Source organism: uncultured Jannaschia sp., from assembly GCF_947503795.1.
In the GTDB taxonomy this organism is placed as follows: domain Bacteria; phylum Pseudomonadota; class Alphaproteobacteria; order Rhodobacterales; family Rhodobacteraceae; genus Jannaschia.
This window is the reverse complement of the sequence record NZ_CANNEZ010000001.1, coordinates 1,741,803-1,767,721: the sequence shown is the minus strand read 5'-3', so window position 1 is coordinate 1,767,721 and position 25,919 is coordinate 1,741,803. Positions and strand designations below refer to the sequence as shown.

General features: G+C 68.6%; 27 protein-coding genes and 1 other RNA gene. 10 read left to right on the top strand and 18 right to left on the bottom strand.

The window, feature by feature from the left end; translation table 11 throughout:
• Nucleotide 1 precedes the first annotated feature (1 nt).
• Nucleotides 2-640, bottom strand: a complete 639-nt coding sequence (locus Q0833_RS09225; protein ID WP_298433012.1) for an ATP-dependent Clp protease proteolytic subunit — start codon at nt 638-640, stop codon at nt 2-4.
• 206 nt (nt 641-846) lie between these two features.
• On the opposite strand from Q0833_RS09225, the gene Q0833_RS09220 reads away from it, so the two are divergent.
• The gene (locus Q0833_RS09220; RefSeq protein ID WP_298433009.1) at nt 847-1,527 is read left to right on the top strand and encodes a metalloregulator ArsR/SmtB family transcription factor; all 681 of its coding nucleotides are present in this window, start codon (nt 847-849) and stop codon (nt 1,525-1,527) included.
• A 55-nt stretch (nt 1,528-1,582) separates the two neighbouring features.
• On the opposite strand, the gene Q0833_RS09215 is transcribed toward Q0833_RS09220, so the two are convergent.
• Together Q0833_RS09215 and Q0833_RS09210 are read right to left on the bottom strand one after the other, a co-directional pair.
• Nucleotides 1,583-2,584, bottom strand: a complete 1,002-nt coding sequence (locus Q0833_RS09215; RefSeq protein WP_298433006.1) for a hypothetical protein — start codon at nt 2,582-2,584, stop codon at nt 1,583-1,585.
• 9 nt (nt 2,585-2,593) lie between these two features.
• Entirely contained in the window at nt 2,594-5,824 is a 3,231-nt protein-coding gene (locus Q0833_RS09210; protein ID WP_298433004.1) for a valine--tRNA ligase, read from the bottom strand.
• A gap of 152 nt (nt 5,825-5,976) precedes the next feature.
• Between Q0833_RS09210 and Q0833_RS09205 the strand changes: the two genes are divergently transcribed.
• Both Q0833_RS09205 and Q0833_RS09200 read left to right on the top strand, forming a co-directional pair.
• On the top strand, nt 5,977-8,274 hold the full coding sequence (locus Q0833_RS09205; RefSeq protein WP_298433001.1) for a xanthine dehydrogenase family protein molybdopterin-binding subunit: 2,298 nt from the start codon (nt 5,977-5,979) through the stop codon (nt 8,272-8,274).
• On the top strand, nt 8,261-9,373 hold the full coding sequence (locus tag Q0833_RS09200; RefSeq protein WP_298432998.1) for a DUF2235 domain-containing protein: 1,113 nt from the start codon (nt 8,261-8,263) through the stop codon (nt 9,371-9,373). The genes Q0833_RS09205 and Q0833_RS09200 overlap by 14 nt, the downstream gene beginning before the upstream one ends.
• Here Q0833_RS09200 and Q0833_RS09195 read toward each other — a convergent pair.
• The 6 genes from Q0833_RS09195 to Q0833_RS09170 all read right to left on the bottom strand — a co-directional run bounded on the left by Q0833_RS09195 (nt 9,360) and on the right by Q0833_RS09170 (nt 14,639).
• Nucleotides 9,360-9,920 (bottom strand): hypothetical protein, encoded by a 561-nt coding sequence (locus Q0833_RS09195; RefSeq protein ID WP_298432995.1) that lies wholly within the window; start codon nt 9,918-9,920, stop codon nt 9,360-9,362. The genes Q0833_RS09200 and Q0833_RS09195 overlap by 14 nt on opposite strands.
• A complete protein-coding gene (locus Q0833_RS09190) occupies nt 9,913-10,626 on the bottom strand; it encodes a hypothetical protein (RefSeq protein ID WP_298432991.1) in 714 nt (237 codons plus the stop codon). The genes Q0833_RS09195 and Q0833_RS09190 overlap by 8 nt, the downstream gene beginning before the upstream one ends.
• Before the next feature lie 110 nt (nt 10,627-10,736).
• On the bottom strand, nt 10,737-12,050 hold the full coding sequence (locus Q0833_RS09185) for an HlyC/CorC family transporter (RefSeq protein ID WP_298432988.1): 1,314 nt from the start codon (nt 12,048-12,050) through the stop codon (nt 10,737-10,739).
• Between the two features lie 57 nt (nt 12,051-12,107).
• Nucleotides 12,108-13,031 (bottom strand): site-specific tyrosine recombinase XerD, encoded by a 924-nt coding sequence (locus Q0833_RS09180; protein ID WP_298432983.1) that lies wholly within the window; start codon nt 13,029-13,031, stop codon nt 12,108-12,110.
• Nucleotides 13,028-14,521: a hypothetical protein gene (locus tag Q0833_RS09175; RefSeq protein WP_298432979.1), complete on the bottom strand. Its 1,494-nt coding sequence runs from the start codon at nt 14,519-14,521 to the stop codon at nt 13,028-13,030. The genes Q0833_RS09180 and Q0833_RS09175 overlap by 4 nt, the downstream gene beginning before the upstream one ends.
• Nucleotides 14,511-14,639: a hypothetical protein gene (locus Q0833_RS09170; protein WP_298432976.1), complete on the bottom strand. Its 129-nt coding sequence runs from the start codon at nt 14,637-14,639 to the stop codon at nt 14,511-14,513. Before Q0833_RS09170 ends, Q0833_RS09175 begins: the two co-directional genes overlap by 11 nt.
• Before the next feature lie 94 nt (nt 14,640-14,733).
• On the opposite strand from Q0833_RS09170, the gene Q0833_RS09165 reads away from it, so the two are divergent.
• Nucleotides 14,734-15,294: a shikimate kinase gene (locus Q0833_RS09165; RefSeq protein WP_298432974.1), complete on the top strand. Its 561-nt coding sequence runs from the start codon at nt 14,734-14,736 to the stop codon at nt 15,292-15,294.
• Nucleotides 15,291-16,379, top strand: a complete 1,089-nt coding sequence (aroB, locus tag Q0833_RS09160) for a 3-dehydroquinate synthase (protein ID WP_298432972.1) — start codon at nt 15,291-15,293, stop codon at nt 16,377-16,379. Before Q0833_RS09165 ends, aroB begins: the two co-directional genes overlap by 4 nt.
• Nucleotides 16,380-16,451: 72 nt before the next feature.
• Here aroB and Q0833_RS09155 read toward each other — a convergent pair whose 3' ends face one another.
• Genes Q0833_RS09155 through fumC form a run of 4 tightly spaced genes read right to left on the bottom strand, consistent with a single transcriptional unit; the run spans nt 16,452 to nt 18,494 of the window.
• Entirely contained in the window at nt 16,452-16,679 is a 228-nt protein-coding gene (locus Q0833_RS09155; RefSeq protein ID WP_298432969.1) for a hypothetical protein, read from the bottom strand.
• Nucleotides 16,680-16,702: 23 nt separating this feature from the next.
• A complete protein-coding gene (locus tag Q0833_RS09150; RefSeq protein ID WP_298432964.1) occupies nt 16,703-16,933 on the bottom strand; it encodes a ribbon-helix-helix domain-containing protein in 231 nt (76 codons plus the stop codon).
• Nucleotides 16,930-17,103, bottom strand: coding sequence for a DUF4169 family protein (locus Q0833_RS09145; RefSeq protein WP_298432961.1), 174 nt, complete (start codon nt 17,101-17,103; stop codon nt 16,930-16,932). The genes Q0833_RS09150 and Q0833_RS09145 overlap by 4 nt, the downstream gene beginning before the upstream one ends.
• Nucleotides 17,103-18,494, bottom strand: coding sequence for a class II fumarate hydratase (gene fumC / locus Q0833_RS09140; RefSeq protein WP_298432958.1), 1,392 nt, complete (start codon nt 18,492-18,494; stop codon nt 17,103-17,105). The genes Q0833_RS09145 and fumC overlap by 1 nt, the downstream gene beginning before the upstream one ends.
• Before the next feature lie 161 nt (nt 18,495-18,655).
• On the opposite strand from fumC, the gene Q0833_RS09135 reads away from it, so the two are divergent.
• Nucleotides 18,656-19,237, top strand: a complete 582-nt coding sequence (locus Q0833_RS09135) for a VPLPA-CTERM sorting domain-containing protein (RefSeq protein ID WP_298432955.1) — start codon at nt 18,656-18,658, stop codon at nt 19,235-19,237.
• Here the strand turns inward: Q0833_RS09135 and Q0833_RS09130 are convergent.
• From Q0833_RS09130 to Q0833_RS09120, 3 genes are all read right to left on the bottom strand, one after another.
• The gene (locus Q0833_RS09130) at nt 19,227-19,718 is read right to left on the bottom strand and encodes an SspB family protein (protein ID WP_298432952.1); all 492 of its coding nucleotides are present in this window, start codon (nt 19,716-19,718) and stop codon (nt 19,227-19,229) included. The two genes, Q0833_RS09135 and Q0833_RS09130, sit on opposite strands and share 11 nt — an antisense overlap.
• Nucleotides 19,719-19,882: 164 nt before the next feature.
• Nucleotides 19,883-20,236, bottom strand: a transfer-messenger RNA (tmRNA) gene (ssrA, locus tag Q0833_RS09125).
• 4 nt (nt 20,237-20,240) lie between these two features.
• On the bottom strand, nt 20,241-20,594 hold the full coding sequence (locus Q0833_RS09120) for a DUF4345 family protein (RefSeq protein ID WP_298432949.1): 354 nt from the start codon (nt 20,592-20,594) through the stop codon (nt 20,241-20,243).
• A 181-nt stretch (nt 20,595-20,775) separates the two neighbouring features.
• On the opposite strand from Q0833_RS09120, the gene Q0833_RS09115 reads away from it, so the two are divergent.
• Nucleotides 20,776-21,111 carry a TadE/TadG family type IV pilus assembly protein gene (locus tag Q0833_RS09115; protein WP_298432946.1) on the top strand — a complete coding sequence of 112 codons (336 nt, stop codon included), beginning with the start codon at nt 20,776-20,778 and terminating at the stop codon, nt 21,109-21,111.
• Between the two features lie 3 nt (nt 21,112-21,114).
• Nucleotides 21,115-22,524 carry a pilus assembly protein TadG-related protein gene (locus Q0833_RS09110; RefSeq protein ID WP_298432942.1) on the top strand — a complete coding sequence of 470 codons (1,410 nt, stop codon included), beginning with the start codon at nt 21,115-21,117 and terminating at the stop codon, nt 22,522-22,524.
• An 88-nt stretch (nt 22,525-22,612) separates the two neighbouring features.
• Here Q0833_RS09110 and Q0833_RS09105 read toward each other — a convergent pair whose 3' ends face one another.
• Both Q0833_RS09105 and Q0833_RS09100 read right to left on the bottom strand, forming a co-directional pair.
• Nucleotides 22,613-23,644 carry an ABC transporter substrate-binding protein gene (locus tag Q0833_RS09105; RefSeq protein ID WP_298432939.1) on the bottom strand — a complete coding sequence of 344 codons (1,032 nt, stop codon included), beginning with the start codon at nt 23,642-23,644 and terminating at the stop codon, nt 22,613-22,615.
• Between the two features lie 75 nt (nt 23,645-23,719).
• Nucleotides 23,720-24,436 (bottom strand): GntR family transcriptional regulator, encoded by a 717-nt coding sequence (locus Q0833_RS09100; RefSeq protein WP_298432936.1) that lies wholly within the window; start codon nt 24,434-24,436, stop codon nt 23,720-23,722.
• Nucleotides 24,437-24,538: 102 nt separating this feature from the next.
• On the opposite strand from Q0833_RS09100, the gene Q0833_RS09095 reads away from it, so the two are divergent.
• On the top strand, nt 24,539-25,225 hold the full coding sequence (locus Q0833_RS09095) for a DUF2182 domain-containing protein (protein ID WP_298432933.1): 687 nt from the start codon (nt 24,539-24,541) through the stop codon (nt 25,223-25,225).
• Nucleotides 25,226-25,273: 48 nt separating this feature from the next.
• Nucleotides 25,274-25,918: a DUF1326 domain-containing protein gene (locus Q0833_RS09090; RefSeq protein ID WP_298435065.1), complete on the top strand. Its 645-nt coding sequence runs from the start codon at nt 25,274-25,276 to the stop codon at nt 25,916-25,918.
• The last annotated feature ends 1 nt before the right edge of the window (nt 25,919 follow it).

The following is a 25,919-nucleotide window of genomic DNA, read 5'->3' as shown; positions in this document are numbered from 1 at the left end:
ATCAGCTGTCCTTGACGGCGTCGGCGGCCTCGGCGCGGGTCTCGACGATCTCGTCGATATGGCCCCAGTCCTTGGCCTCCTGCGGGGTCATCCACAAGTCACGATCTAGCGCCTTCTGGACCGTATCGTAGTCCTGGCCGGTGTGCTTCATATAGAGCTGGTAGAACCGCTCGCGCGTCTGTTCGATATGGCGGGCGGAGATCAGGATGTCGGCTGCGGTGCCTTGCGATCCGCCCGAGGGCTGGTGCACGAGGATCTCGGAATTCGGAAGCGCGAAGCGCATGCCCTTCTCGCCGCCGATCGCGATAACCGAGCCCATGGACGCCGCGAGGCCGCAAATCAGCGTCGAGACCTTCGGACGAATATACTGCATCGTGTCGTAGATACTCATCCCCGCGATGACGCTGCCGCCGGGCGAGTTGATGTACATGCTGATCTCCTTCGACGGGTTCTCCGCCTCGAGATGCAGCAGTTGCGCCACGATGAGCTGGCTCATGCCGTCATGGACGGGGCCGTTCACGAAGATGATCCGCTCCTTGAGGAGGCGCGAGAAGATGTCGTAGGCCCGTTCGCCGCGGCTGGTCTGCTCGACCACCATGGGCACGAGGTTGTTCTGGAAGTGGTCGACTGGATCGCGCATGGAGCTGCCCTTTGCCTCGACCGGTCGCGACTGTCGCGCCGGTGCTTGGACGCGAACCTATGCGCCGTCGCCATGGGCTTCAAGGCAGGGCGGCCATCGGGGTTCACGACCCGTTCCGCGGTGCTCTGGGCGGAACGGTGCCGTGGCGTGAGCACAGCGGCGGCGCCCGTTGACCACCCCCGACGCGGGGTGAATACCCTCGACGCATGAACGACGACACAGCGCATGGCGCCATCCTGACGGCGCTGGCCGATCCCACCCGCCGCGCCGTGCTGGACCGTCTGCGTGACGGCCCTCTGCCGGTCGCGCGGATCGCCGAGCCGATGCCCGTCACCCGGCCCGCGGTCAGCCAGCATCTGAAGGTCCTGCTCGATGCGGGGCTGGTGTCGATGCGACGTCAGGGGACACGCAACATCTACGGCCTGACGCCCGGCGGGGCCGAGCCGCTGGTCGTCTGGCTGGGCGACCTGACCGAGCGTCGACCCGATCTGCCCGGCCTCGTCGTGCGTCTCTCGCCCGACGACGCCCGCCGCCTCTTCATCGATGACGTCGCCCTCTGGTGGCCGGTGGCGCAGCTGTCGTTCTCGGCCATGGGGGCGGGCGCATTGCCACGCTCGATCGGTTGGCGCGGCGACCGGCTGCACGAGGTGATGTATGACGGCTCGGGCGCGGACTGGGCGCGGATCACGACGCGGACGGCCTCGCGCGTCGCACTCGACTGGCGGTTGGGCGGGCGCACCGAATTGATCGCGGGTTTCGCCTCGGATCCGGATGGCTGCCGCGTGACGCTGGACTGGGGCGGGGCGGGCAAGGTCTCGGGCGACATGCAGGCCTTGGTGGCCGAACGCTACGGCACCGCGGCCCGGGCGAGCCTGTCGAACTTCTGAGCGGGGGCAAGGCTTCTCGGCGAAAAGCCTCGGGAAGGTCTTCGCCGAAGACCTTTCAGCGCAGCCAGAGCCCTTCGCGCTTCAGACGGTTCCGGATCGCCTGTTCCTTGCGGGGGAGGTCGCCGCGGTCGAACATCGCGCGCGCCTTCGCGCCCTTCGGCTGGTAAAGGAACCGCCGGAACGGCTCGTATTCCTTCAGGACCTTCTTGACCCGGTTCGGTGCGGTCGCGGCCTCGGTCGCGGCGATGACGTGATCGGGGGCGGTCGCGTACATCAGCGGCAGGAAGCGATAGTGGAAGCTGTGGCTTCCATCGAGCAGGCCGTCGGCGATGCCGCCCTTGTCCTGCGGGCGCGACCCCGGTCGCCCGCCCCCCAACTCGTGGATCGCCAGCGGCAGCGCGGCCTGGTCAAGCCAGGGGTCGAGCTCCTGGCAGACGAGGCTTTCGGGCGGGTCGTCCCGGATCATGAGCGCCGCGTCGAGAAAGGCGCGGTGGAAGGCCTGCGGGTCGTCGCCGAAGAACCAGCCAGCGTTGAAATAGAGATAGCGACGCCAATGCTCGTCCGGCTCCTCGGGGTCGATCGTGTCGGCAAGCCGTGCGCCGCGCCGCACATGAAGATCGCCCCATATCTCGTTGAAACCGGGTCCATAAAGTTCAGGCGTGGGCCACGTCCCCTCGCGCTTCAGGCTCGCGGCCGGGCGGGCGAAGTCGATCTGCAGCTCCGAGAGATCGGCGGTGATGACGGTGTCGGTATCCATGAAGAGGAACGGGCCGGGCGGCATCGCGGCCAGCGCCTCGATCTTGTTGCCATGCGGGTAATACGACCCGAAGTGACGCGTCTCGAAAGGCATGATCTCGGCGCCCAACTCCTCCAGCAGCGCGCGCTGCGGGCCGGAGGGGATGCGCGGGTCGTCCGGCCAGCGCGGCCCCGGCTGCGGCTCGCCCACGAGAAGGCGGCCCGACCAGCCGGGCGCGTTGTGGCGCAGCGTCGCGGCGAAGAGCGCCGCCTCATGGGTCAGTCGGCCGCGCTGGCCGATGATGAGGATGTTGAAGGACACCCCCCGGAATCACCCGAGTTCCGCAAGACTGTCCAGCGCGCGCTGGATCGCGTCGGCATCGTCGCGCCGCGCCGCGAGGTTGGCGCGGGTCTCCTCGACGACCTCGGGCGGGGCAGAGGCGGCGAAGTTGGGATTGTTCACCCGGCCCTCCATGCCCTTGATCTCCTTGCCGAGCTTGAGCGCTTGCTTTTCCAGCCGGGCGCGTTCGGCGGCGACGTCGATCACGTCGCCCAAGGGCAGCGCGAAGCGCCCGCCGCCGGCTGTGACCGCGATCGCGCCCTTGGGTGCGGCGCCTTCGGAAATGCCCTCGATCCGGGCGAGCCGCCGGATCAGGCTGAGGTTCGTTTCGGCCGCCGCGCGGGCCGCGTCGTCCCATTCGACCGCGACGACAGGGATGACGGCGCCTGCGGGCACGTTCATCTGGGCGCGGGCCGACCGGACGGCCTCGATGAAGCCGATCACCCAGCGCATCTCGGCCTCGGACGCGGGGTCGACAACCGCGTCGGTCAGGGCCTCGGGCCAGTCGCCATGGACCAGCATCCCGTCATGGCCGGTGGTCGACCAGAGCTCCTCGGTCACGAAGGGCATGAACGGGTGGAGCATGACCATGCATTGCTCGAGCACCCAGGCCATGGTGGCCTGCGTCTCGGCGGACCCCTCGTCCTGAAGGAGGGGCTTCGAGAATTCGACATACCAGTCGCAGACGACGTTCCAGACGAAGCGATAGAGCGCGCTGGCCGCATCGTCGAAGCGGTAGGCGGCGAGGGCGGCGTCCACGTCCATGCGGGCGCGCGCCGTCTCGCCCACGATCCAGCGGTTGACCGTGAGATCGAGTTTCCTTGGAAGATCAACGCCATCTGGGGCGAAGCTCACACCGTTCATCTCGGCGAAGCGGACCGCGTTCCAGAGCTTGGTGCCGAAGTTGCGATAGCCCGCGATGCGTTGGGTCGACAGCTTCAGATCGCGGCCCATCGCCGCCATCGAGGCCAGCGTGAAGCGGACGGCGTCGGCGCCGTACTCGTCGATCAGGTCCAGCGGGTCGAGCACGTTGCCGAGCGATTTCGACATCTTCTTGCCCTGCTCGTCGCGGACGAGCGCGTGGACGTAGACGTCGCGGAAGGGCACGCGCTCTGCTACGGGCCGCGCCTGATCGGTGACGGCGAGCTGCATCATCATCATCCGGGCGACCCAGAAGAACAGGATGTCGAAGCCGGTGATCAGGACCGAGGTGGGGAAGTAGCGGTCCAGCGCATCGGTCTCCTCGGGCCAGCCGAGCGTGCCCAGTGGCCAGAGGCCCGACGAGAACCAGGTGTCGAGCACGTCGGGGTCGCGGGCGAGAAGTGCAGTATGTTTCCGCACGCCTCGAACTCGGTCATATCTAAAGGATACACCGCCACAGTCGAAGTCTTGCAGCTCATCATGTGAGTTGACTTCATCGAATTCCCCCGGGCCATGGCGGCGGAGCATCTCGATCATCGCCTTCTGTTCATCCAAAGTCTCGAAGGGGATCGCGTCACGCTCGTCCACATCAAACACGACCGCCTCGTCAAGATGGGGGCTGTAGAAGGCCTTCGCTTGCTCTCTGGCGGCTTCAAACGTCGGTGCGCAGAACGATTTATTCTCGTTCGACCCGGAACCTGTGAGCATTTCGACCGACGGCCCATACCACACCGGGATCCGGTGCCCCCACCAGACCTGGCGCGAGATGCACCAGGGCTCGATGTTCCGCAGCCAGTGGAAATAGACCTTCTTGTCGGCCTCCGGCAGGATGCGCACGGTGCCGTCCTCGACCGCCTCGATGGCGGGTCCGACGATCTTGGCGGTGTCCACGAACCACTGGTCGGTCAGCATCGGCTCGATCACCACCTTCGAGCGGTCGCCGAACGGCTGCTGGATGGGCTTGGCTTCGACCAGCGGCACGAGTTCCTCGGCATCGGTGCGCATCTCGCCGCCTTCTTCGGGGCTGAGCGGCGGCTCGCCCGTCGCAGCCTTGCCGGCGGAGGCCGCACCGCGGCCCAGGCGCGGATCGGTGGCGGGGACCATCACGGCGAGGCCCTCGGCCGTGATCTCCTTGACGACGCGGGCGCGCGCCTCGAACCGGTCGAGCCCGCGCAGGTGGTCGGGCACGAGATTGATGGCGTCGGCCTCGGCCATGGTCAGTTCGCGCTGACCCTTGGCCACGGCCATCGCGATCCCCGCGGCCTCCGCATAGGGCACGCCATCGTTGCGCATCGCGGCCTTGGTATCCATCAGCCGGTAGAGCGGGATGCCCTGACGCTTGGCGACCTCGTAGTCGTTGAAATCATGGGCGCCGGTGATCTTGACCGCGCCCGAGCCGAAGCTGGCATCGGGATACTCGTCGGTGACGATGGGGATCAGGCGGCGATGCTCCTTCGGCCCGACCGGGATCTCGCAAAGTTGGCCGACAATGGGGGCATAGCGCGCGTCGTCGGGATGGACGGCGACCGCGCCGTCGCCCAGCATCGTCTCGGGGCGGGTCGTGGCGATGGAGATGTAGTCGCGTGTTTCGGTAAACAGGACCGCGCCGTCCTCGTCGCGTTCGACATATTCGTAGGTCGCGCCCCCCGCGAGCGGGTATTTGAAATGCCACATGTGGCCCGGCGTCTCGACATTCTCGACCTCGAGATCCGAGATCGCCGTCTCGAAATGCGGGTCCCAGTTCACCAGCCGCTTGCCGCGGTAGATCAGGCCCTGCTCGTACATCTCGACGAAGACCTTGATGACCGCGTCGTGGAAGTTCTGCTGGGTCGGGTCCGGGTCGCCGGGCGCGCCGCCCATGGTGAAGGCCTCGCGGTCCCAGTCGCAGGACGCGCCGAGGCGCTGGAGCTGGCCGATGATCGTGCCACGGGACTGGGTCTTCTGCTGCCAGACGCGTTCGAGGAACCGCTCGCGGCCCATCTCGGCGCGGGTCTCGTTCGTCTCCTTTGCCATCTCGCGCTCGGTCACCATCTGCGTCGCGATGCCCGCGTGATCCGTGCCCGGCTGCCAGAGCGTGTCGAAGCCACGCATCCGGTGCCAGCGCACGAGGATGTCCTGTAGCGTGTTGTTGAACGCGTGGCCCATGTGCAGCGAGCCGGTGACGTTGGGCGGCGGGATCACGATCGAGAAGGTCTCGTCGCGCGATCTGTTGGCGCCGGCGGCGAACGCCTTCGCGTCCAGCCACATCTGCGAGATGCGGGCCTCGGCCGTGCCCGCGTCGAACGTCTTTTCCATCGCCATATCGGTGCTCTCCGTCGCTTGGGGCCGACGTAGCGCGTGGGGCGGGCGAACGGAACCCTGCGCGCCACACGCGCCGCGACGGTCCGGCCACTGGACATGGGGGGCGGCGCGGCTAATGTCCGCCGGACGCCCCCTGTCGCCCGGAGAGACCCATGGAAAAATTCGGCCTGAGCCAATCGAACCGCCGCGCCGAGGATCCGCGCCTCCTGACCGGGCAGGGCGGCTATGTCGACGACACCGCGCCCGAGGGGGCGCTGCGGGCCTACATGCTCCGCTCGACGGTGGCGCATGGGGATGTCACGGCGCTGGACGTGTCCGAGGCCGAGGCCGCGCCGGGGGTGCATCTGGTGCTGACCAGCGACGCGGTCGAGGCGGCGGGCTTGCGCAACCACATCGACACGACGCCGGCCGACAATGCCGACGGCACCAAGGGCGCCGACCCGAACCGGCCGCTTCTAGCCAAGGGCCGGGTGCGCTTCGTCGGCGAGGGGATCGCGATGATCGTGGCCGACACGCTGGAGCAGGCGCGCGACGCGGCCGAGCTGATCGAGGTCGAGATCGACGAGCTGCCGGTCAAAGTGGACGTGGCCGTGGGCGGCGCGGCGATCCACCCCGAGGCGCCCGAGAACGAGGCCTACCGCTACGAGAAGGGCGACGAGGCCGCGACCGAGGCCGCGCTGAAGGCCGCCGACCGGGTCGTGACGCTGACGGTCGAGGACAACCGCATCATCTGCGCCTCGCTCGAGCCGCGCGGCGTCTGGGCCGAGGTCGAGGACGGCCGGCTGCATGTCTGCGTCAACGGGCAGGGGGTCTGGGGGCCGAAGGGCTCGCTCGCCGATGTGCTGGGGCTGGAAAAGGACGCGATCCGGGTGACGAACCCTGATGTCGGCGGCGGCTTCGGCATGAAGGCGATGAGCTATCCCGAGATGTTCCTCGTGGCCCATGCCGCGCGCACGCTCGACCGCCCGGTCCGCTGGATGGGCGACCGCTCCGAGGCGATGCTGTCGGACAACGCGGGCCGCGATCTGATCCAGACGGCGGAGCTGGGGTTCGACACGGACCTGAAGCTCGTGGCCTACCGGACGACAAACGTGGCCAATATGGGCGCCTACAATTCGGGCTTCGCACAGAACATCCAGTCGGAGCTCTTCTCGAAGGTCATGCCCGGCGTCTATGACGTGCAGGCCTGCTTCATGCGCTCGGTCGGCGTCTTCACGAATACCACGCAAGTCGACGCCTATCGCGGCGCGGGCCGCCCCGAGGCGATCTTCGTGCTGGAGCGCGCGATGGACTATGCCGCCAAGGAGCTGGGCGTCGACCGGTTCGAACTGCGGCGCAAGTCCTTCATCAAGGTGGACGCCTTCCCTTACCTGACGGCCATGGGCGAGACCTATGACGTGGGCGATTTCGACCGGGTGCTGGACCGTGCCCTGGCCGAGGGCGATGTCGCGGGCTTCGACGCGCGCCGCGCGGAGAGCGAGGGGCGCGGCAAGCTGCGCGGTCTCGGTGCGTGCTACTACATCGAGTCGATCCTCGGGAATCCGTCCGAGACCGCCGAGATCGAGTTCACCGAGGATGGGCGCGTCACGCTCTATGTCGGCACGCAATCGAACGGGCAGGGGCACGAGACCGTCTATCGCCAGTTCCTCGCCACCGATCTAGGCATCGACGCGGAGCTGATCGACATCGTGCAGGGCGACAGCGACCGGATCGCCACGGGTGGCGGCACGGGCGGCTCGCGTTCGGTGACCACGCAGGGAACCGCGAACCGCGCGACCGCGAACAAGGTGATCGAGAAGTTCTCGCCTTTCGTCGCGGCCCTTCTGGAGGTCGAGGAGGTTTCGTTCGAGGACGGCCAGTTCCGCTCGACCGGATCGAACACCGTCATGACGGTGATGGAGGCCGCCGAGGCCGCGCGTGACAAGGGCCAGACGCAGCTTCTGAAGACGCAGGAGCGGACGACGCTTCCGGGGCGCAGCTATCCCAATGGCTGCCATCTCTGCGAGGTCGAGATCGACCGCGCGACCGGCCAGCTCGACGTGGCGAAATACACCGTGGTCGACGATTTCGGGAACCTGATGAACCCGATGCTGGCCGAGGGGCAGGTGCATGGCGGCGTGGCCCAGGGCATCGGACAGGCCGTGTCGGAATACGTCGTCTACGACGAGGACGGCCAGCTTTTGACGGCGAGCTTCATGGATTACGGGATGCCCCGCGCGGTGTCGCTGCCGATGATCGACTTCCATTCCGAGCCGGTGCCGTCGACGGCCAACGTCCTCGGGATGAAGGGCTGCGGCGAGGCGGGCACCGTCGGCGCGATGGCGGCCGTGGGGAACGCGGCACTCGACGCGCTCTGGGACCTGGGCCTGCGCGAGGTGGACATGCCGTTCACGCCGGGCCGCGTCTGGGCGCTGTTGCAACAGGCCGAGCAACCGATTGCCGCCGAATGACGAAACCCCGAGCCGTCTAGGCCGCCTCGGGGCCTTCCTCCGCGGCGGCTGGCGGGGTGGAGCGCGCGAGGTCGCGGCCCATAGCCCGGCGGACCAGCCCCGCGCCCATGTCGTTCTGCTCGACGGCACACTCTCCTCGCTCGAGCCGGGGTTCGAGACCTCGATCGGGCTGATCTACCGCCTTCTGGAGGCGCAGGACCGCCACGGCCTGCATTACGAACCGGGCATCGCATGGCGCGGCTGGCGCAATGCGCCCGAGGTCGCGGCGGGCGTCGGCATCAACCGCCAGATCCGGCGGGCCTATGCCTGGCTGGTCGAAGTCTATCGCCCCGGCGACACGATCTGGCTGCTGGGATATTCGCGCGGCGCCTACGCGGTGCGCGCGCTCTCGGGGATGATCGACCGGGTCGGCCTTCTGACGCCGGAACACGCCACAATCGGGCATGTCCTGCGCGCCTACGAGCATTACCGCAACGACCCCACCCGCGCCGAGGCGCGCAGCTTCGCCGCGAAATACTGTCATCCGAAGGTCCGCATCCGCGCGGTCGGCGTGTTCGACACCGTGCAGGCGGTGGGCGTCCGCGCGCCCCTGATCTGGCGTGCCTTTCCCGAGGTTCACGCCTTTAGGTCGCACCGGCTGGGGGCGTCGGTCGATTACGGCTTCCATGCCATGGCCCTCGACGAGACGCGGCGGGCCTACGCGCTGGACCGCTGGCGCACTGACGGCGACCGAATCGACCATATCGAGCAGGTCTGGTTTCGCGGCACCCATGGCGATCTCGGCGGGCAGCTCCGGGGGCTGAAGAAGGCGCGGCCGCGCGCCAACGTGCCGCTGGTCTGGATGCTGGAGCAGGTCGAGCGGGTGGGGCTGGTCCTGCCGCCGGACTGGGCCGACCGGTTCGAGACCGATGGCACGGCGCCCTCGGCCGGAAGCTGGCGCGGTGTCGGGGGCCTGTTCCTGACGCGGGTGCGGCGGAAGGTGGGGCTCGACCCGTCCGAGAGCCTGCACCCGACCGCGCTGGGCCACCGGGCGGCGGGGAAGCTGCGGACATGGGCGCGCCCGTCCGAGGAGGCGGCGCGCGCGGCTAGATCTCGGTGATCGGATAGACATGCGCGAGGTAGAGGTAGAAGAACCCCAGCGACAGCGCGAGGATGACGACCCCGAGGACCGGCGAGCTGATCTTGAAGCCGGTATGCGAGGCCTCGATGGTCGTGATCTGCGGGTCGGCGTCCTCGGGGGTGCGGTGGAACTGGATCCACGAGAAGTAGAGCCCCAGCACCACCACGAAGATGACCACGAAGAAGATGATCTGCGAGGACAGGTGCTGCCAGCGGAGCACCGCGAGACGGTGGTCGAGCTGCGTGCCCTGGTAGTCGTAGTGGCGGCGGATGGCGGCGTTGTAGGCCGCGGCGGTCGCAGGCTCGGTCACGTCGGGGCGCGGCGCCTCGGGACGCCCGTCCGGAGCGTCGGCGGTGGCGCCGGCCGCGCCCTCGGTATCGGGCGTGGAGCCTGTGCCGCCGAGGAACTGATCCACGCGTTCGGACGAGACGGTCCCACCCGCGCCGCCTCCGGGCGCGTCCCCCTGGGCTTCGGCCACCCCGCTCGCAAGGAGCAGGGCCGCGATCACGGCGGCGCGCCTAATCATCGAGGAAGAACGTCAGCGCGTCGACGTGGTGCGTGATCCGCCGCGACGGCGAGAAGCCAGCATGGCTCTCGTCGTAGCGCGCATGATCCTGCGGCGCGATCAGGCGTTTCACCAGCCCGTCCAGCGCCGCTTCCAACTGCGTGCTCCAAGGCCCGGCGCCGCCGGGCAGGGTGGGGAAGTCGTCGTTGCCGACCTGCTGGAACATGAAGAGTTCGGACGGCCGGCCATCGGCATAATCCGTGCCCATGCTGCCGCCGCCCACGGCGACCCAGTGGATGGTGCCGTCGGGCATGACCCGCTCGTAGCGCCCGTCGCGCAGGCGGAAGGTGGCGGCCGTGACCCCGGCAGGCGGCACGATCCCGGTCGGCGGGACGACCAGCGTATGGGTTCCATGGGCCAGCAACTCCTCGATGCGCGCGCCGTAGCGGCGGGCGAGGCAGGCGGCGTCGCGCGCGCAGGTGTTGCGCCAGCCAAGCCACGTCCGCTGTTCGAGGCGACGGCGTTCCCGTTCGGCGCTTGTGACGCCGTCGAGCGTCGTGCGGAACGCCGTCGCCATCCGCCGGTCGAGCGCGGCGATCGCGGGATCCCGGCAGATGGCGTGTTCGGCGGGTAGGCGCGCCCGGGTGCAGTCGAAGCTGGGCTGCTGGGCCGCGGCGGGCAGCGACAGGAACACGGCGAGAAGGGTCGCGGCGATACGCGTGGCCATGGCGATCTCCCGAGGCGAGACGAGGAGGGCGAAGTTGACGCTACGGTAACATGGGGGTCGCGAATCCCGAAGTCGGGTATTCCCGACCCCGGTCGCGCGCCGCGCCCGCCTCAGCCCAGCGGTCGGATGCGGAGCTGGGTGATCCGGTTCGCGTCGCGCGCGGCCACCTCGAAGCGGAAGCCGTGGAAGCTGAAGACCTGGCCCGTGGTCGGGATGGTCTGCGCCTCGTGGATGACCAGGCCTGCCACCGTGTTCGCCTCGTCGTCGGGCAGGTTCCATTCGGTCGCGCGGTTGAGATCGCGGATCGTCATCGCGCCTTCGATCAGCACCGTCCCGTCGGCCGCCGCATCGAGCACGGGCGCCTCGGGCTGGTCGTACTCGTCGGTGATCTCGCCCACGATCTCCTCGAGGATGTCTTCGAGCGTGATGAGGCCCTGCAATGCGCCGTACTCGTCCACCACCAGCGCGAAATGGGTGTGGCGGCGCAGGAACTGGCGCATCTGGTCGTCGAGCGTCGTCGTCTCGGGGATGAAGTAGGGCTCCATCATCACGTCCGAGAGGTCGAGCTTCTCGACCGCCTCGATCCCGCCGCCCTCGGTCCGCACGAGGCGGTCGATGGCCCGAAGCAGGTCCTTGGAATGCAGGACCCCGATGATGTTCTCGGGCTCGCCGCAATAGACGGGCAGGCGGGTGTGCCGCGAGTGCAGGGCTTGGTCGAGGATGGCGGTGGCGGGCGCGTCGGCATCCACCATCTCGATCCCCGAGCGATGGAGCATGATCTCCTCGACAGCGCGTTCGCCCAGGTCGAGCGCGCCCAGCAGGCGGTCGCGATCCTCCTTCTCGACGCCGCCCTCGGTATGGCCCAGCGTGATGGCGCCTACGATCTCTTCGTGGGCGGACATGATATCCGCATCGGGGTCGATATCGACACCGAAGATCTTGAGGATGCCGCGCACCAGCGCGCGGACGACGCTGACGATGGGCGCGAAGACGCGGACGACGACGCCGATCGGTGCGGCGACGCGGCTGGCCGCCGTCTCGGGGTTCGAGATGGCGTAGGTCTTGGGCAGCACTTCGGCGAAGACGAGCACGAGCGCCGTCATCACCAGCGTCGCCAAGGCCACGCCGCCCTCGCCGAAGAGCGCGGTGAAGAGCGCCGTCGCCAGCGACGCGGCGAGGATGTTGACGATGTTGTTGCCCAGAAGGACCGAGCCGATCAGGCGTTCGTTGTCCTCGGTGACGACGAGGGCGCGGGCGGCCCCGGCATTCCCCTTGTCGGCCTGGTTGCGCAGCTTGCCGCGCGACGCGGCGGTCAGCGCGGTCTCGGAGCCCGAAAAGAAGGCGGACATGGCCAGAAGGCAGACGATCGCGGCGGCGATGCCGAGCGCCGTGCCCCAACCCAGGGTGGTGACGGTGGATTCCATGGCGGGCTTATGGGGCCGGCGCGCGTCGCGTTCAAGCGGGGGACGCCGTGCGGGGGCCTAAGGATCCCCGGCCAGCGGGTGATGCGTCAGGACCAGCTCGCGCAGCCGGGTTTCGAGGACATGGGTGTAGATCTCGGTGGTCGAGATATCGGCATGGCCCAGCATCGTCTGGATCGCGCGCAGATCCGCGCCGCCCGACAGGAGGTGGGTGGCGAAGGCGTGGCGCAGGACATGCGGGCTGACGCGCGCGGGATCGAATCCGGCATGGGCGGCGAGGGTCTTGATGCGGCCGTGAAACCAGACGCGCGTCAGGTGACCCGCCTTGCCGCGCGACGGAAAGAGATGCGGCGACGGCGCGGTGCCCGCCTCGACCCGCGCGGTGTCGTCGGCGGCGTCGCGATGCGCGAGCCATGCGGCCAACGCGTCCCGCGCCGGGGGCGAGAGCGGTACCAGACGCTCGCGTCCGCCCTTGCCACGGACCAGAAGCATCCGGGGATCGCCCCGCGCGGCTGCCACGGGCAGGCCCACGAGCTCGGTGACGCGCATCCCCGTCGCATAGAGAAGCTGCATCAGCGCCGTGTCGCGAAGCCGCTCGTCGGCGGTCCGCCCGAGTGTTCCGGCGGCGGCCAGCAGCGCGTCGACATCGGCCTCGGACAACGTCTTCGGCAGCGTCTTCGGCTTTGACGGTCCGGTGATGCGGATGGCGGGGTCGTCGCGGCGCAGCCCTTCCTCATGGGCGAAGCGGTAGAGACCCCGGATCGCCGAGAGGCGACGCGCGCGGGTCGAGGCGGCCAGCCCCTCGGCCTCGCATGCGACGAGGTAGGCTTCGATGTCGCCGCGCGTCGCATCCGCCAGCGCGCCGCCCCGCGCCGCCCGATGGGCGGCGAAATCCTCGAGATCGCGGCGATAGGCCATCAGGGAGTTCAGCGCCGCGCCCCGTTCGGCGGCCTGGGCCTCGAGGAAGAGGTCGATCCAGCTCACGCCAGCAGGAGTTGCAGGGCCGTGCGCCGCGCGACGTCGATCATGCCCACCGAACGCAGGAAGGCCAGTGCGTCGACGATGTCCTGCGGATCGGCCTCGGCGCCCTCGGTCAGCATGAGCGCGGCTTCGAGCAGCGCCTCGCCCAGCCGCCCATCCGTCGCCAGCCGCGTCAGGTTGGCGGGCGCGTCGGCGGACATGCCGTCGGCGATCGCCTGCGGCAGGGGGCCGGCCGGGGGCAGGAGGTCGTCTCCCCGCGCGATGGCCACCGCGAAGGCGTCGCGGGCCAGCGCCGGTTCCGCGTCGCGCGCGACGCGGTCGTAATCGGGCGACAGAAGGCCGATGCGAAGCGCCAGCGCGCCCGAGGCGGGCGGCAGGTCCATCCGCGCCAAAGCGGCGCCGTAGAGCTGCGCGAAGGCCGGGCCGAGACCGGCGTCGCGCATCCGCGTCCACGCCCCCGGAAGCGCGTCGGCCACGGCTTGGGGGTCGCCGCCCAGTAGGGCCGCGTCCAGTCGCTGGATCGCGCGGGCCCGGTCCCAGACCCCGCCCGACGCGGCGGGCCGGTTCTCGGTATAGAGTGCCAGCAGGCGGTTGGGGTCGAGGCTGCGGGCGCGGACGAGGCGTTCGGCCGCCTCGATCTGCGCCTTCCAGCCGGTGGTCGGGCGCAGATCGGCGGCTGCGAAGGCCAGCGGCAGGTCGCGGGTCGATGGCGTCTCCCCGATCCCGTCCAGCAGGCGGAAGGCCAGCGGCGTCAGCGGACGGGGCGGGACGGGGGGCGGCTCGCCCTCGTAGAGTTCGGGGTCCAGGAACCGGCCCAGCAGTTCCTCCTCCTGCGGGTCGATGAGGCCGATGGCGCGGCCGGTGTCGAGCGTCAGCGCCGCGGCGGCCCAGTCGCCGCCCCGCGTCAGGCAGAAGATCCGCGCGGGCAGGGTGGGGGCGACGCCCGGATTGGCGGTCATCGCGTCGCAGGCCCGCACGTCGTTGCCCGACAGCAGCGACGTGTCCCACCAGCGCCGGAACGCGGCGCGGTCGGTCGCGCCCGCCCGCTCCAGCAGGGCCTGCGCCTGATCGAGCGCGCCCAGCCGCAGCAATGCGTCGATCCGCGCGAAGAAGAGCGTGTCGGGGTCGGTCGCGGCGCGGGGCGGGTCGAGCTCGGCCAGAAGGAGCATCGTCACCAGGTCCTGCATCGCGGGCAGGGCATCGGCGGGCTGATCGGCGATGAGTCGCGCGAGACGTGCGGGGTCCGAGCCCGCGAATGTGTCCCGCGGCAGCCCCGTCAGGCCCACCGACAGAAGGCCCACCGCGTCGCGCCGCGTCTCGCCCAGCGCCATGACGGTGACATCGGTGTCGGTCAGGGGGGTCGCCGCCGGCTCGTCGGTGCGGGGGGCGGGGGCCGATAGGCTGTCCGAAAGCCAGGGAATGGCCGAGAGCGGGGCGTCGTCGGCCAGCGCCGGTCCGGCGAGGACCGTCAGCACGAGGAGGCTAGCCCGCATCGATCTCGATCCGCTCGGTCACGGGGGCGCTTTCGGGTTCTAGAAGGAACGAGTAGCCGAACAGGCCCACCAACGCGATCACCGCGAGGATCAGGAGATATTTGAGAAACCGGATCATGCCTGCCTGCCTGTTGTGGTTGTTTCCATTCTGGCCGGGCGAGCTATAGATGGCAATCGCACGAGCAACAGCGCGGACGGAGGTTGTGGAAGCGATGGGCGACAAGATGCCGGACGAGGGGGCCCTGCGCCTCAACCGGCCCGTCGTCCTCGTGGGCATGATGGGCTGCGGCAAGACCGCCGTGGGCACCGCGCTGGCCGAACGGCTGGGCGTGCCGTTCCGCGACACGGACGCCGCGATGGCCGAGGCCGCGCGCATGACCATCCCCGAGATCTTCGCGCGCGACGGCGAGGCGTTCTTCCGCGCCCGCGAGACCGAGGTCCTGGCCCGCCTTCTGGCCGAGGGACCGGGTGTTCTGTCGACCGGGGGCGGCGCCTTCCTGCGCCCCGAGAACCGGGCCGCCATCGCGGAAGCCGGTGTTTCGGTCTGGCTGAAGGCGGATGCGGAGCTGCTCTGGAGCCGGGTGCGCCACAAATCCACGCGGCCGCTGCTTCTGACCGACGATCCGAAGGCCACGCTGACAGAGCTGCTAGCCGAGCGCACGCCGTCCTATGCCGCCGCCGAACTCGTGGTCGACAGCGCGCCGCCCGTTCCGATCCCAGAGATGGTCGAACGCGTGGTGCGCGTTCTTTCGGATGGGGGAGTGCTGGCATGAGCGAGGTGGTGAATGTGCCGCTGGGCGAACGGGCCTACGACGTCCATGTCGGGCGCGGCCTCATGGCGCAGGCGGGTGATCTGGTCGGGCCACTTCTGACGCGCCCGCGCGTCTTCGTCGTCACCGAAAGCCGTGTCGCGGCGCTCCATCTCGCGGCGCTGCGGACGGGGCTCGGGGTCGAGGCGCCCGCGCTGGAGCTGCCGCCGGGCGAGGGCACGAAGGATTGGGCCAGCGTGATCCGCGTGGTCGAATGGCTGCTCGACCAGAAGGTCGAGCGGGGCGATGTCGTCGTAGCATTCGGCGGGGGCGTGATCGGCGATCTCGCCGGGTTCGCGGCCGCGATCCTGCGCCGCGGCGTCCGCTTCGTGCAGGTGCCGACCTCGCTTCTGGCGCAGGTGGATTCGTCGGTCGGCGGCAAGACCGGGATCAACACGCGGCACGGCAAGAACCTCGTGGGCGCGTTCCACCAGCCGAGCCTCGTGCTGGCCGATGTGGACGTGCTCGACACGATGCCGCCGCGCGACTTCCTTTCGGGGTACGGCGAGGTCGTGAAATACGGGCTTCTGGGCGACGCGGCCTTCTTTGGCTGGCTGGAGGCGAACGGGCCCGCGCTTCGCGGCGACGCCGATCTCCGGGTCGAGGCGGTGCGTCATTCGGTGCAGATGAAGGCCGATATCGTGGCGCGCGACGAGACCGAGCAGGGGGATCGCGCGCTTCTGAACCTCGGGCACACGTTCTGTCACGCGCTGGAGGCGGCGACGGGCTATTCGGACCGGCTACTCCACGGAGAGGGTGTGGCGGTCGGCTGCGCGCTGGCCTTCGCGCTGTCGGCACGGCTGGGGCTCTGCGCTCAGGAGGATCCGAGCCGGGTGCGTGCTCACCTCCAAGCCATGGGAATGGTCCGCAACCTCGCCGAGATCCCCGGCGACCTGCCCTCGGCCGAGGCGCTGCTGGACCTGATGGGACAGGACAAGAAGGTTCTGGCCGGGCGGCTGCGCTTCGTCCTGGCGCGGGGGATTGGCGCGGCCTTCGTGACGGACGCGGTGCCCGCCGAAGACGTGCTGGCCGTGCTGCGGGCGGGGTGAAGGGCCTTCGCTGAAGGCCCTTCCCGGAGTTTTCGCCGAAAACTCCCGGACGACCGTTCCGCGAACGGTCGTCTAGACCACGCGATAGAGCGGCTCGGCGTTGCAGAAGATGACGAACTGGCCGCCATTCTCGACCGCGGTGAACCCGCGCCGACGGATTTCGGAGAGAAAGACGTCGCGATGGATCAGATCCTCGACGTCGCGGACCGAGCGCCGGACGATGCCGCCTCGCTGTGCGGCCTTGGCCGAGAAGACGGAGTTGAGCCACGCGGCCGCGCGGTCGGAGAGAACGGGTGTCATGGCACCAGGATTGCCCGGACAGGTTAATTTTCGGTGGAGGCCCGGACGTGTTTCAGCACCGCGACCCGGATCGCGGAGGCGAGCCCGGCGGTGACGCCGCGGTCCCGGTCGATCCGGGCGGCGAGGGCGTTGACCGACACGCCCTCGGCGCGCGCCATCTCGACGAAGGCGACCCAGAACGCGTCCTCGAGCGACACGCTCGTCCGATGCCCATGCAGCGTCAGCGAGCGTTTGCGGGGTCGTGCGTCGCTCACTCGCGGCGATGCCCGTCGAGGTCGCGCGCAGCCTTGGCCGCCGCGGCGCGCTCGGCCTCCCGCTCGGCCTTTGTGCGGCCGTGCTTGGCGGCATTCGCATCGCCCGCCGCCCGGGCCGCGTCGCGGTCGCGCGCCTTCCGCGCGGCCTTGAGGTTGACGAGCTTGGCCATCACTTCGGGCCGATCATGTCCTCGGGGCGCACGACCCGGTCGAAGGTCTCGGCATCCACGAGGCCCAGGCCGATCGCCTCCTCGCGCAGCGTCGTGCCGTTCTTGTGCGCGGTCTTGGCGACCTTCGTGGCGTTGTCGTAGCCGATGGTCGGGGCGAGCGCGGTGACCAGCATCAAGCTCTCCTTCATCAGCTTGTCGATCCGGTCGACATTGGCCTGGGTGCCGACGACCATGTTGTCCGTGAAGCTCGATGCGGCGTCGCCGAGGAGCTGCATCGACTGGAGCAGATTATAGGACATCATCGGGTTGTAGACGTTCAACTCGAAGTGGCCCTGGCTCCCGGCCATGCCGATGGCCGCGTCGTTGCCCATGACATGCACGCAGACCATGGTCAGCGCCTCGGCCTGGGTGGGATTCACCTTGCCGGGCATGATCGAGGAGCCGGGCTCGTTCTCGGGCAGGATCAGCTCGCCCAGCCCCGAGCGGGGACCCGACCCCAGAAGGCGCATGTCGTTGGCGATCTTGAAAAGGCTGGCGGCGACGGTCTTCAGCGCGCCCGAGAACATGACCATGGCGTCATGCGCGGCCAGCGCCTCGAACTTGTTGGGGGCGGTGACGAAGGGGAGATTGGTGATCTCGGCGATCTCGGCGGCGACCTTCTCGGCGAAGCCCTTGCGGGTGTTGAGCCCCGTGCCGACCGCCGTTCCGCCCTGCGCAAGCTCGTAAATGTCGGGAAGGCAGGCCTCGATCCGCTCGATTCCCTTGGCGACCTGGTGGGCGTAGCCGCCGAACTCCTGGCCCAGGGTCAGGGGCGTGGCGTCCTGCGTGTGGGTGCGGCCGATCTTGATGATGTCGGCGAACTCGTCGGACTTGGCGGCGAGCGCGGCATGGAGCTTGCGCAACCCCGGCAGGAGCGTATCGCGCGCCATCATGCCGGTCGCGACATGCATCGCGGTCGGGAAGGTGTCGTTGGACGACTGGCCCATGTTGCAATGGTCGTTCGGATGGACCGGGTCCTTCGACCCGATCGTGCCGCCCATGATCTCGATCGCACGGTTCGCGATGACCTCGTTGGCGTTCATGTTCGACTGCGTGCCCGAGCCGGTCTGCCAGACGACGAGCGGGAAGTTGTCGTCGAACTTCCCCTCGATCACCTCGCCCGCGGCCTGCTGGATGGCGGCCGCGCGTTCGGCGTCGAGGTCGCCGAAGCCCGCATTCACCGCCGCCGCCGCCTTCTTGATGACACCGAGCGCACGGATGATGGCGACCGGCTGCCGCTCCCACCCGATGGGGAAGTTGATGATCGAGCGCTGGGTCTGGGCCCCCCAATACTTGTCGGTGGGCACCTCGAGCGGGCCGAAGCTATCGGTTTCGGTGCGGGTCTCGGTCATGGTCGTGGTCCCTCGGGGCTCGTCGCGATGCGGTCGGGTTCGGGTCTAGCGCGCGGCCCCCTGCGGGTCCATCCGCCGGACCGGGGCATCGGTCGAAGTTTGGCCATGTTTTGACGTTAACATCGCGTGAAACGCGGGGTGGCCCCGCAGGAGACGACATCATGACCGGCCGGTCCGGCCCCATTGCCACGATTCTCGCGATCCTCGTCCTGACCCTCGGGACCGGGCTGGCGGAGGCTGCGCTGTTGCAGCCCTATGACGGGCGACTGCGCGATGCCACGGAGCGGGGTGACAACCAGGTCTACGATATCGGCGGCAACCGGCTCGGCCTCGTGGACATGCGGCAGATCAACGATGGCGATCAGATCGACCGCGATCTCTTCAGCAGCTTCACCTCCAGCGGGACCATCCTCGGGATCTATGCCGGGTCGGGTATCGCCGACGTCACCAACAATGCGATCCCGGAGTTCACCGACCTGACGCCCTACACGGTCGAGTTCAGCACGCCGCGCCGGAACTGGAACCTCAATTCGGCGATCTGGGTGCTGTGGCAGGGCACCGGCGCACTGGTGTTCGACCAGAACGGGCAGCGCGCCACGATCGGCGGCCTCGTGACGCGGCCGGGCAACCCGCTGATTCCGGTGCCGCTTCCTGCGGGGGTCTGGCTGATGCTCACGGGGCTGGGCGCGCTTGTCGGCCTCGGCCGTCTGCGGCGGCGTCGCGGCGCGCTCGTTACTTCCTGAACCGATCGAGGCTGACGACCTCTGCGGGCGGGCGCGGCGCCGGATCGGGCTCGCTGTCGAGCTCGGCGAAGGGCGCCTCGATGCCCGAGGGATCGTCATCACCGCCGTCATCCTCCTCGTCGCGGGTCTCGAACCGCAGGCCGAACTCGACCGAGGGATCGACGAAGGTCCGCAGCGCAGCCCAGGGAATGTCCAGCGGTTCGGGCTGGTCGCCGAAGTTCAGCGTCACAGCAAAGCCGTCGTCGCGCACCTCCAGCCCGTCATACCAATGCTGGAGCACGATGGTCATGTCGTCGGGATAGCGTTCGCGCAGCCAGTCGGCGATCGCCACGCCGGGATGCGTCGTGTCGAACGAGATGAAGAAATGGTGGTCGCCCGGAAGGCCCTGCGCGGAGACGCGTTGCAGAAGGCGACGGATCAGCCCGCGCATCGCGTCGTGCATCATCCCGCCGTAGTCGATCGCGTCGGTGTCGTCGCTCATGCCCTGGCCCCGCCCGTGTCTGCGCAATGATAGACCAGAGCGTTTCGCGCGGGACAACCGGGTGCTGTGCCAAAATCCGCGCGATGGCGCAGCCGTGCCGAAGACGCGCCCGGAGCGCCCATCATCCGTGCAGGGCGCATGGTGCATCATCGGGGAGGGGGAGAAGTGCAGGCTTCTGTTGCCAGGTGCCTGCGAACCCCGCCTTACGCTGCTAGGCGCAAGGGCTTAAGTTTCGATCTTGCGGACTGCTTACGCAGCCAGCGCGACCGGAGCACGGTTGTCGTTGGCAACTGTACAAAGTGTACCGATAACGGTGGTAACTCACCGAGCGAAAGCTGGCCTCTTTAGACGTCCGTCGATCCTATTTCGACCCCATGATCCCCCAACGAAGGGTGTATGGTGGAGTCGCCGGGTACCGCCCCCGGGTCCGAGCCGCTTATTACAGGTGCGTTTATCGCCATAGTCCGGTTGCCCGAACGAGGTGAAACCTAGGTGCGACCCGCCCGGATTTCAACCGAAAGCTCAGATGTTGATCCAGATCCCGAGGACGCCGATCACCAGTTCGGCGGCGAAGAATTTCCACTTGAGCGAGGTGCGCCCGTCGAGGACCAGCGAGGTCAGTCGACCGACGCCGCCGCCCAGCCAGATGAAGCCCAGCATCGCGAAGGCGGCGGGAGTCCAGAGAAGCAGGGCCCCGATTCCCGCCACCACGAACAGCGCGCCGGACGCCGCCCGCACCTCGGAGGTGCCCATGGTCGAGCCGCCGTCCTTCAGATCGACCGTCTTCATCGTGTAGCCCGGCGCAAGCCAACCGGCGGCGCCGAACCCGATGGAAAGAAGTGCGATCAGCACGTTGAGGATCGTGACGAGGTCCATTCGGGGTCTCCGGCAATGCGTGTTCGTGTCCGGGCGGAGCTAGCCCGCGTCACGACAAAGCCCAGAAGTCGTCCCGCTACGCGTCGCAATTTCGATCCAGACAAGGCGCAACAAACTTATCTCGAACGGGTGCAGAATGCGTCGCCACTTTAGCAGATTCCTCCGCCGCGAAGACGGGGCCATGACCGTCGAATACGTCATCTGGATGGTGGCCATGACGATCATGCTGATGGTGTCGACCGACACCTCGATGCTGCTCTACAAGCACGCCCAGCTCTATGACGTGTCGCGCGACGCGGCGCGGGCAGTGGCCACGGGCTCGCTGACGACGGCCGAGACGCCCGCGCTTCTGGCCCGCTTCTCCAGCCCCTCCGACTACAACCTCGCCGTGACGGATGACGGCACCTACGTGACCGCGAGCGTCACCGTCCAGTTTGCCGACGTCCTCATCTTCGGCAACGCCTTCCTGACGGGGCGGACGCTGGAAGGTCGCGTCATCATGGCTAAGGAGGCCTGAGCTATGAGCATATCCCTCCTCCACAGCTTCCTGCGCGACGAAGACGGCGCCGGCACGATCCACGGTCTCTACTGGCTGCTGGCGATGATGACGATCGGGGCCGTCGCCGTCGACGGCGCCAACTCGTGGCGCGTCAAGGCGCAGGTGCGCAACGCGACCGACGCGGCTGCCCTCGCCGCCGCCCAGCGGCTCGACAACCCGGCCGCCGCGCGGGCCGCCGCGGTCCAGATCGCGGCCATGAACCTCGAGACCCGGATGCACGGGACACCCGTCGGCGTCGAGGACGTGTCCTTCGGGCATTTCGATTCCACGACCGGCTTCTTCTCGATCGACGAGGTCAATCCGACCGCCGTGAAGGTCGATGGGCAGCGCAGCTTCGAGCGGGGCAACCCGATCCGCACGGCGCTTCTGGGCATCGTGGCGCAGGACAGCATCGACCTGAACACCTTCACCATCGCCGAAGCCATCGTCGTCGCGGCCCCGCCCGCGACCGGAACGGCCCATCCCTGCGGCAACATCACGGTCCTGACCGAAGCGCGTGCCGATCTCGTGGGCAATGCCGAGCTCGACGGCGCGGTCTGTGTGCACGGCGCCGTCGGTGCCTCGGCCGAGAACAACAACCTCGTCGCCAACGGCGCGCGCATCTCGTCGGAGGAACTCGACGACGTGCAGATCACCGCGCTGCGCGCGGGCAGCGACGACATCGACGACATCAAGGCCGAGGTCGTGATGGATCCGGTCATCCTGCCGACGCTGTCGGATCTGTTCGTGGACACTTGGAACACGCTCTGGGCCCTACCGGACGGGCATATGTATCAAGGCCCGCTGGTGCCACGCACGCTGACCGACGGCCCGCTCCAGATCGTCAAGGTCGACAAGGGCTGGTGGCAGATCTCGAAGAAGGCCAACAAACGGCCCGAGTCCGACCGCATCTACCTCGTGAATCACGGCATGAAGATCCAGAACGGAGCCACCATCCGGGACATGGTTTTCATCGTGCGCGGCACGGCGGCCTTCGGCGGCAGCGGCACCATTCTCGAGCGGAACTTCTTCTTCGCGCAGGACGCCATCGACGTTCGCGGCAACAGCACGATCGGCGCTGCGAACTACTGCTCGACGGGTCAGTTCGACACCTATCTCTTCTCGCCCACCTCGGTGAAGTATCGTGGCGGCACGACCGTGAACGGCCTCGTGACGGCCGCGCCCGTCATGGACACGACCGGCGCGCTGACGGTAACGGGCGGTCTCTATTTCGAGGCGAGCAACGACGTGAAGATCCGGGGTGCGAATACGATGACCGCCTGCGCGACGCCGTTGGCATCGGACTTCCCCATGGCACAGCCCGAGCCGGTGTCGGAGGACGAGGAAACCGCCGGCACCAGCGGCACGACGAAGGCGCGCCTCATTCGCTGAGCCGCGATCGCGAAGACCTGACGCGAAGAAAAGGCCCCGCCGGATCGCTCCGGCGGGGCCTTCTATTTTACTTGCAGTCGGGGAGCGCTCAGAAGCCCGCCTTGATCCGCTCGAAGGCTTCGGCCTGCTTCTGGCGAAGCTCGCCCGCCATCGGAAGTTGGGCCAGAACCGGCGCGTCGATCTGGCCCAGGCCCGAGGCGACCAGCGCCTCCTCGCCCTGACTGGCCATCGCCACGGCGTTCGACTGGCCATAGCCGGAATCGAGCAGCGCCTGCGTCGAGGAGGCGTCGAGCATGGCGTTGACGTAGTCGTAGGCCAGATCCTCGGACCCGTCGGACTCGGCCATGTTGACGTAGCCGCAGAGCCAGAGCGACGAGCCCTCGGCCGCCTCGCGCTGGAACCCGATGGGGAAGCCTTCTTCCACCATCGTCGGCAGCGTCTCGTTCCACGCCCAGCTCACCAGTACCTCGCCCGAGGCCAGAAGCTGCGACAGCTCGCCCGGATCGACCCAGTAGGTCCGCAGGTTCGCATGGGCCTGACGCAACCAGTCGGAGGCCGCCCCGAACTGCGCGTCGGTGGCGTTCGCCCAATCGGTCACGCCGGTCGCGAGATAGGCCAGCGCGTAGGCGTCATCCACGTTGTCCGGGATCGCCATGCGGCCTTGGTATTTGGGGTTCAGAAACACGTCGAGCGAGGCCACGTCCTCGGCCGGGACCTCGTCGGCATTGTAGGCGATCGCGGTCGAGCCGTAATCGATGGGCAGGAAATAGACGTCGCCTTCGCCCGCGATGTCCTGGCCGGTCAGATCGCGGTCGAGATTCTCCCATTCGGGGATGCGCGACAGGTCCCACGGCTCGACGAGGCCGGATTCGACGAACTTGGGCACCGAACCCGCGCAGATATGGGTGACGTCCGATTTGAAGCCGGAGGACAGCTTCTGGAACGCCTCCTCCTCGTCGCCGAAGAAGGCGAAGTCCGGCGACGCGCCATGGGCCTCGACATAGGCCGAGTGGAAGGCCGGGTCCTCGAAGCCCGCATAGTCGAAGACGGTCATCTGGGCCTGGGCGGCCGGCGCCGCGAGGATGGCGGCGCCGGTCAGAAGGGCGGCATATCGTGTCATGGATCACTCCCGTTGGATCGCGTTCGCGTCGTTTTCGACGTCGGACCGAAAGGTAGGACGGGGGCGGGGCGGCGTCTAGCGGGCGGCGCGGGTTCGCGCGTCACGCCGCGCGAAGAGATCGAGCATGGTCGATTCGAGAGCGCTCAGCACAGTGCGGATGCGCTCGGCGTCCCGGTCACGCACCGCGTCGGACAGACGCGCATAGAGATCGAGGATCGCGGCGCGGTCGCGGTCGGCATAGGTGACCATGTTCATCAGCGGCAGCATCGCCTCGACCGCGCCGGCCAGTTGGTAGGACAGGACGGGATTGTGCGCGGCATCGACATAGGCGCGGTGGAAGGCGGTGTCGGCGGCGCAGAAATCCTCGTCCGAGCAGGGCGCGGCAAGGCGCGTGACCGCATCCTCCATCGCGGCGAGGTCGGGGGCCGCGCGCGCTTCGACCACCAGATCGGCGCAGGCGCGCTCCAGCGCGAACCGGGCGCGGGCGGCCGTCTCGAAATCGACGGCATTCATCGACAGGAGCAGGGTCGAGGTCGCGACGTGCTGGGCGACGGCCGCGTCATAGGTCAGGTCGGCCACGAAGGCGCCGCCGGTCGCGCCCCGCCGCGTTCGGATCAGATTGCGCGCGGCCAGCCGCTTGAGCGCCTCGCGCACGGTCGCGCGGGAGCAGTCGAACTGCACCGCAAGCTCGGTTTCCGACGGCAGCCGGTCGCCCGCCATCAGGTCGCCCGCCGCGATCCGGGCGGCGATCCGATCCGAGATCCGGGTCGGCAGGGCGGGGGCGGACGTCATGGGCGTTTTTCCAATTGTCGGACATTTGATCCTGTGTCAGCACTACGGGCGACGGCGCATCGCCGCAAGCCGGGGGAGGGCGCGTTGAGGCATCTGGGTCGCATGACCGCACCGCACTGGCTGGCGCTCTACGGGCTGCTGCTCGGCGGGTGGGTCGCGCTCTGGGCGTGGTCGGCGCCGACCTCCTGGGACACGCTCCTGCGCGATCTCTGCCTGTCGACGCCCGAGCCGCAGGGTCTGGCCGCGACGACGGGCATGTGGCTCCTGATGTCGGCGGCGATGATGCTGCCGACGGCGATCCCGGCCTTCGCCACCCATGACGACATCGCCGACACGCAAGGCACGGGCGGGGGCGCGGCCCTCGTGGCGGGATACGCGCTGGTCTGGGCCGGGTTCGCCGTGGCCGCGGCGCTTGTGCAGACGGCGCTCGCCACGGTCGACATGCCGCGCACGGGGCCCTTCGCCGCCGTGCTTCTGATCGCGGCCGCCGCCTACCAGGTCTCGCCGATGAAGGCGGCCTGCCTGTCGAAATGCCGCCGCCCGCTCGTGTTTTTCATGCAGCACTGGGCCGAGGGGCCGTTCCGCATGGGCCTGCGCCTCGGGGCGACCTGCCTCGGTTGCTGCTGGGCGCTGATGGCGCTGGGCCTGATCGGGGGTGCCATGTCGCTGGCCTTCATGGCGCTGGCGACGATCCTTATGACACTCGAAAAACTCGGCCGGGGTCCGCTGATCCCGGTCGCCATCGCAATCGCCTGCCTCGCCGGGGCAGGCTTCCTGATCGGAGCCTGATCCATGAACGCACCCGACCGCATCGCCGCCCCCGTCGTGTCCAGCCGCATGTCGCCCAAGACCGGCGGCGCGCAGACCCCCTGGGCCATCAAGGGCGAGCTGATCCTCAACTGCAACTGCACCGTCTTCTGTCCCTGCGTCGTCAGCTTGGGCAAGCACGCGCCGACCGAAGGCTACTGCCAGGCGTGGTCGGGCATCCGCATCGACGAGGGCCATTACGGCGACAGCGACCTGTCGGGCCTGAACGTGGGTCTCCTGCTGGAAATCCCGGGCCTCATGGCGCGGGGCAACTGGAAGGCCGCCGCCTTCATCGACGACCGCGCCGACCAGGCTGCCTATCTGGGTCTCATCGAGATCTTCTCGGGCCGCGCACGCGGGACGACGGGCCTCTTCAAGCTCCTCGTGTCCGAGTTTCTCGGCGCCGAGCGCGCGACGATCACCTACGAGACCGAGGGCAAGACCCGCCGCCTGATGGTCGGCAAGAAGATCCAGGGCGAGGTGATCCCGGTGAAGGGCAAGCGCGAGGACGAGGACATCGTCGCCACCAACACCGAGTACTGGATGGGGGCCGACATCACCGTCGCCACCGCCACCAAGGGTCGCGTCCGCGCCTTCGGCCGGGTCTGGGATTTCGACGGCCGCTCGGCCGAGATCTGCCAGATCGACTGGTCCGGCCCCGACGTACCCCGCTGAG

Bases quoted from the DNA above. Each gene is read 5' to 3' on its own strand.
- Q0833_RS09225 (WP_298433012.1), bottom strand. From the start codon at position 640: ATGCGCGATCCAGTCGACCACTTCCAGAACAACCTCGTGCCCATGGTG.
- Q0833_RS09190 (WP_298432991.1), bottom strand. From the start codon at position 10,626: ATGGCCACGCGTATCGCCGCGACCCTTCTCGCCGTGTTCCTGTCGCTG.
- Q0833_RS09195 (WP_298432995.1), bottom strand. From the start codon at position 9,920: ATGATTAGGCGCGCCGCCGTGATCGCGGCCCTGCTCCTTGCGAGCGGG.
- Q0833_RS09185 (WP_298432988.1), bottom strand. From the start codon at position 12,050: ATGGAATCCACCGTCACCACCCTGGGTTGGGGCACGGCGCTCGGCATC.
- Q0833_RS09205 (WP_298433001.1), top strand. From the start codon at position 5,977: ATGGAAAAATTCGGCCTGAGCCAATCGAACCGCCGCGCCGAGGATCCG.
- Q0833_RS09120 (WP_298432949.1), bottom strand. From the start codon at position 20,594: ATGGACCTCGTCACGATCCTCAACGTGCTGATCGCACTTCTTTCCATC.
- Q0833_RS09155 (WP_298432969.1), bottom strand. From the start codon at position 16,679: ATGACACCCGTTCTCTCCGACCGCGCGGCCGCGTGGCTCAACTCCGTC.
- Q0833_RS09130 (WP_298432952.1), bottom strand. From the start codon at position 19,718: ATGAGCGACGACACCGACGCGATCGACTACGGCGGGATGATGCACGAC.
- Q0833_RS09110 (WP_298432942.1), top strand. From the start codon at position 21,115: ATGAGCATATCCCTCCTCCACAGCTTCCTGCGCGACGAAGACGGCGCC.
- Q0833_RS09100 (WP_298432936.1), bottom strand. From the start codon at position 24,436: ATGACGTCCGCCCCCGCCCTGCCGACCCGGATCTCGGATCGGATCGCC.
- fumC (WP_298432958.1), bottom strand. From the start codon at position 18,494: ATGACCGAGACCCGCACCGAAACCGATAGCTTCGGCCCGCTCGAGGTG.
- Q0833_RS09170 (WP_298432976.1), bottom strand. From the start codon at position 14,639: ATGATCCGGTTTCTCAAATATCTCCTGATCCTCGCGGTGATCGCGTTG.
- Q0833_RS09090 (WP_298435065.1), top strand. From the start codon at position 25,274: ATGTCGCCCAAGACCGGCGGCGCGCAGACCCCCTGGGCCATCAAGGGC.
- Q0833_RS09115 (WP_298432946.1), top strand. From the start codon at position 20,776: ATGACCGTCGAATACGTCATCTGGATGGTGGCCATGACGATCATGCTG.
- Q0833_RS09210 (WP_298433004.1), bottom strand. From the start codon at position 5,824: ATGGCGATGGAAAAGACGTTCGACGCGGGCACGGCCGAGGCCCGCATC.
- Q0833_RS09145 (WP_298432961.1), bottom strand. From the start codon at position 17,103: ATGGCCAAGCTCGTCAACCTCAAGGCCGCGCGGAAGGCGCGCGACCGC.
- Q0833_RS09095 (WP_298432933.1), top strand. From the start codon at position 24,539: ATGACCGCACCGCACTGGCTGGCGCTCTACGGGCTGCTGCTCGGCGGG.
- Q0833_RS09175 (WP_298432979.1), bottom strand. From the start codon at position 14,521: ATGCGGGCTAGCCTCCTCGTGCTGACGGTCCTCGCCGGACCGGCGCTG.
- Q0833_RS09105 (WP_298432939.1), bottom strand. From the start codon at position 23,644: ATGACACGATATGCCGCCCTTCTGACCGGCGCCGCCATCCTCGCGGCG.
- aroB (WP_298432972.1), top strand. From the start codon at position 15,291: ATGAGCGAGGTGGTGAATGTGCCGCTGGGCGAACGGGCCTACGACGTC.
- Q0833_RS09165 (WP_298432974.1), top strand. From the start codon at position 14,734: ATGGGCGACAAGATGCCGGACGAGGGGGCCCTGCGCCTCAACCGGCCC.
- Q0833_RS09135 (WP_298432955.1), top strand. From the start codon at position 18,656: ATGACCGGCCGGTCCGGCCCCATTGCCACGATTCTCGCGATCCTCGTC.
- Q0833_RS09220 (WP_298433009.1), top strand. From the start codon at position 847: ATGAACGACGACACAGCGCATGGCGCCATCCTGACGGCGCTGGCCGAT.